The organism is Acidovorax sp. KPB24-03 (assembly GCF_057546605.1).
The window spans coordinates 1-619 of the sequence record NZ_BAAJYR010000917.1 but is presented as its reverse complement, the minus strand read 5'-3'; the positions used below and the strand labels follow the sequence as shown (position 1 = coordinate 619).

General features: G+C 73.5%; 1 protein-coding gene. It reads left to right on the top strand.

Translation table 11 applies throughout. The features are described from left to right. On the top strand, positions 1–619 hold a 619-nt coding region (locus tag AC27KI_RS26790; RefSeq protein WP_487116940.1), incomplete at both ends, for a single-stranded-DNA-specific exonuclease RecJ.

Below are 619 nucleotides of genomic sequence, written 5' to 3'. Positions count from 1 at the left end.
GTGCTGCTGGCCGACGCCATCGCGCAGGACCGCCGCCTCATCGTGGTGGCCGACTACGACTGCGACGGCGCCACCGCCTGCGCCGTGGCCGTGCGCGGCCTGCGCCTGCTGGGTGCGCGGCAGGTGGACTACCTGGTGCCCGACCGCGTGGCGGACGGCTACGGCCTCACCCCCAGCATTGCCCGCCGCGTGCACGAGCGCGGCGCCGACATGCTCATCACCGTGGACAACGGCATCGCCAGCGTGGACGGCGTGGCCGAGGCCAAGGCGCTGGGCCTGCAGGTGCTCGTCACCGACCACCACCTGCCCGGCCCCGCGCTGCCGTTGGCCGATGCCATGGTCAACCCCAACCAGCCCGGCTGCACCTTCGAGAGCAAATCCATCGCCGGCGTGGGCGTCATGTTCTACGTGCTGATGGCGCTGCGCGCCGAGCTGCGCGAACGCGGCGTGTTCGACAAGGCCAGCCAGCCCAAGCTGGAGCCGCTGCTGCCGCTGGTCGCGCTGGGCACCGTGGCCGACGTGGTGCGCCTCGACAGCAACAACCGCCGCCTGGTGGCGCAGGGCCTGCGCCGCATCCGCGCGGGCGCCATGCCGGCGGGCATCGCCGCGCTGTTCGACG